Origin of the sequence: Halobacillus sp., assembly GCF_049282395.1 — a bacterium.
GTDB lineage: Bacteria > Bacillota > Bacilli > Bacillales > Halobacillaceae > Halobacillus.
Window position 1 is genome coordinate 1 of sequence record NZ_JBAPTY010000074.1, and the last position, 3,933, is coordinate 3,933.

The 3,933-nt window shown below is 41.7% G+C and carries 2 protein-coding genes and 1 pseudogene; all 3 read right to left on the reverse strand.

The window, feature by feature from the left end; genetic code table 11:
- Positions 1-591 (reverse strand): annotated as a pseudogene (locus tag WAM07_RS03715) (hypothetical protein); the annotation flags it as partial.
- Positions 592-665: 74 nt separating this feature from the next.
- Positions 666-1,952, reverse strand: coding sequence for a bifunctional folylpolyglutamate synthase/dihydrofolate synthase (locus tag WAM07_RS03720; RefSeq protein WP_422164880.1), 1,287 nt, complete (start codon positions 1,950-1,952; stop codon positions 666-668).
- A gap of 57 nt (positions 1,953-2,009) precedes the next feature.
- A partial coding sequence (locus WAM07_RS03725; RefSeq protein ID WP_422164882.1) for a valine--tRNA ligase occupies positions 2,010-3,933 on the reverse strand: 1,924 nt, incomplete at its 5' end.

Here is a 3,933-nt window from a genome sequence, read left to right on the forward strand (position 1 = left end):
AATATAAAGTACAAACCCAACAGGGAGCACAATACCTGCCGTGGCTACGTCCCAGACAAAACCGCTGTCCCACCATACGATTTTCTGCTTATAGATTATTTTTGTAATTATTTTCAGCGAAAGCTGATTGAGAAAAATTTGTGATAATGCGTATGTAATGATCGGGATGGCATCCGTTATAGAGGAAACGGCTTCTCCCGCATGCTCTCCACCCAAAGCATAATATACTTGAGCTGATAGGAAGGATATAGCAAGAAACATCAGGAAATTAATAGGAATTCGATGAGAGGAGGTACGGTCCACGCGAACCTTCAAAAATAAAAAGAGCAAAGATACTTGGGAGATGATAATTTCTACAAATAATCCATATTGTAAAAAAGCCGCAAATGCTATTCCATGAGTAAAGAATACAGGGTTATCTCCAATCCGAAGAGGAAAGAGGGCTACGACGGAGGCAAGTATGACAAAAGACCCAATTTCCAATATATTTACGTGGAGGGGCGGGTCCAGCCAACGATACAGCAAGTAGATGCTCGAAGGCCATAGACATACCCAAAGTACCCATATCTTGATTCTATTGTCCCTTTCCATCCTCGCACCCCACCCTTGACAATATTTCCTATTTTAGGAAAAATTAAGTAACTAGAATGTTACCATACCAGGAGTTAATATTCAAAATATTTCCTTATTTCTGAAATAAAATAGAGGGATCCTGTGATCAGTAAAACATCTCCCGTTTTCATTGTGGACGTAGCCTGCCTGATTGCCTGAACATAATCAGAGACAGTTATAGTATCAGCTATAGGGGAGAGATCAGTTAGCTCACTGCCCATCATCGCTCTGGGGAATTCAAAGGTAGTCATATAGGCGACATCGACAACCTCTTTTAGAATCTCAAGCATATTTTCCACTGGTTTGTCTTCTAAAGCAGAATAAATAAGATGGACACGTTTCCCGTTAAAATGCTGTTTCATAGTATCTACTAGTGCCCGTGTCCCTTCTTCATTATGGGCGCCATCAATAATGGTGACAGGGTTTTTACGAATTGTTTCAAAACGGGCTGGCCAGTAAGTTCTAAGCAGACCTCTGCTGTATTGAGTACGATTTATATCCACCCCCATTTGTTTCAGGTGCTCCATCGTCTGAAGGGCGAGAGCTGCGTTATCTACCTGATGCCGGCCTTTCATAGGACTAAGCAAATCTCCGGAATGAAATGATGAATTTATAAATTCAAAGGACTCCCCTTCAAGTGAGCTTTTTTTATGTTCCACTTGAAAATCTTCCCCTAAAATTGACACCGGAGCCTTATAAACCGAAGCCTGCTCTTTCAAAACACTTAAGACAGATTCTTCTTTTGCCCCAGTAATAAGAGGTGTATTGGTTTTAATTATTCCTGCTTTTTCGTATGCAATCTGTTCACGTGTATTCCCTAAAATATTTATGTGGTCAAGACCGATATTTGTAATTACTGTTAAAAGGGGCTGAATGATATTCGTGGAATCATACCGACCACCTAGACCGGTCTCAAACAATACAAAGTCCAGCTTTTTCTGAGAATAGTAAAGCATAGCCATGGCCGTAATAATTTCAAATTCTGTTGGTTCACCAAGAGATGTGTCTTTCAACTTTTCTGCCAAAGGTTTGATTGCTTCTGTTAAAGCAGCAAGTTCAGCATCAGGAATGGCTTCCCCATTAACACTGATTCTTTCATTAAACCTTATAATGTAGGGAGATGTGAATGTTCCTACATCGTAACCTTGCGATTGCAATAGATTACTTAAAAAAGTCACTGTCGAGCCTTTTCCATTTGTACCCGCGATGTGAATAGCGTTCAGCTTATTCTCTGGGTGCCCCAGTTCTTCCATCATCCACTCCATCCGCTTTAATCCAGGTTTGACTTTAAATTTTTCTCTAGAATGTATCCATTGGATGGCTTCCTGGTAGTTTGGCATGTCATTCCCTCTTTTCAAAAAGAGGAGAGTACTCCTAAGAATACCCTCCAGCTTCTTTTATGCTTTTAGTTCCTCGATACGCGCTTCAACTTTGGTACGCTTATCTAAATAGTCGTTCTCTTTTTCACGTTCCTCTTCTACAACATGTTCCGGTGCTTTTTTCACAAATCCTTCATTCGCCAGTTTCTTCTGAACACGGCTGACTTCCTGATCCCACTTTTTCCATTCTTTCTCCAGGCGTTTGATTTCATCTTCAATATTGATTAAGCCTGCTAAAGGAAGGTATAGCTCCGCGCCTGTAATAACAGATGACATAGCCTTTTCAGGAGCCTGAAGATCAGTTGCAATCGTTAATTCACTTGGATTACAGAACTTCTCCAGGTAATCACGGTTCTTTTCAAGTTCACTAACTACATTTTCGTCCTTCGCCTGAATCATTAACTGAATTTCTTTAGACATTGGAGTGTCTACCTCTGCACGGATGTTACGAACCGAGCGGATAATGGAAACGAGACGATCCATTTCCTGAACGGCTTGCTCGTTATGGAATTCATCTCGTACTTCAGGCCATGAAGCCTGGGTGATGGACTCCCCCTGATGAGGCAGGTGCTGCCAGATTTCTTCAGTGATGAAAGGCATAAACGGGTGCAGCATACGCATGATCTGATCAAGCGTGTAAGCTAAAATAGACCTTGTGGTATGAATTCTTGCCGTGTCCTCCCCGTATAAAGGAAGCTTAGCCATTTCAATATACCAATCGCAAAAATCATCCCAAATGAAGTTGTACAGATGTCTTCCCGCTTCACCAAACTCATATTTATCAATATTTTGTGTAACTTGCTGGATGGTCTGATTTAAGCGAGTAAGAATCCATTGATCCGCAACGGATTTTTCACCAGAAAGATCAATATCCTCGTACTTCAAATCACCCATGTTCATTAAGGCAAATCTGGAAGCGTTCCAAATTTTATTGGCGAAATTCCATGTCGATTCTACTTTTTCCCAATGAAAGCGTAAATCCTGACCAGGTGAAGATCCAGTCGATAAGAAGTATCGAAGCGAGTCCGCACCGTACTGGTCGATTACATCCATTGGATCTACACCGTTACCAAGGGACTTACTCATCTTACGACCATCCGCATCCCGAACAAGTCCGTGGATAAGAACATCTTCAAATGGACGACGTCCTGTAAATTCAATGGATTGGAAGATCATGCGGCTGACCCAAAAACCAATGATGTCGTAACCCGTAACCAATACGTTTGTAGGGAAATAACGCTTGTAGTCCTCACTGTTTTCATCCGGCCACCCCATCGTTGAAAAAGGCCAGAGAGCTGAAGAGAACCATGTGTCCAGTACATCTTCATCCTGTATCCAGTTCTCCACATCTTTCGGCTCTTCTTTACCTACGTAAATTTCTCCTGTCTCTTTATGATACCATGCAGGAATTCGGTGGCCCCACCAAAGCTGACGCGAAATACACCAATCACGCGTGTTCTCCATCCAGTGTAGATAAGGTTTTTCAAAGCGATCGGGCACAAATTGTACTTTGTCTTCCCCTTTTTGTAAATCTACAGAAGCTTCAGCCAGGGGATTCATATCCACAAACCATTGAGTAGACAGATAAGGTTCTACAACAGCCCCACTACGCTCGGAATGACCAACTGAATGAAGGTGTTCTTCAATTTCAAAAAGCACGCCTTCTGCCTGAAGATCTTTAACAATTTGCTTGCGGCAATCAAATCGATCCATTCCCTGATATTTTCCTGCGTTCTCATTCATACTGCCATCTTCATTCATAATGAGTACACGCTGTAAATTGTGGCGATTTCCTATTTCAAAATCATTCGGGTCATGAGCAGGAGTGATTTTAACAGCTCCGGAACCAAATTCCATATCCACATAATCATCTGCCACAATCTCAATTTCTCTTCCCACGATAGGTAGTATAGCTTTCTTGCCAATTAAGTGCTGGTAGCGT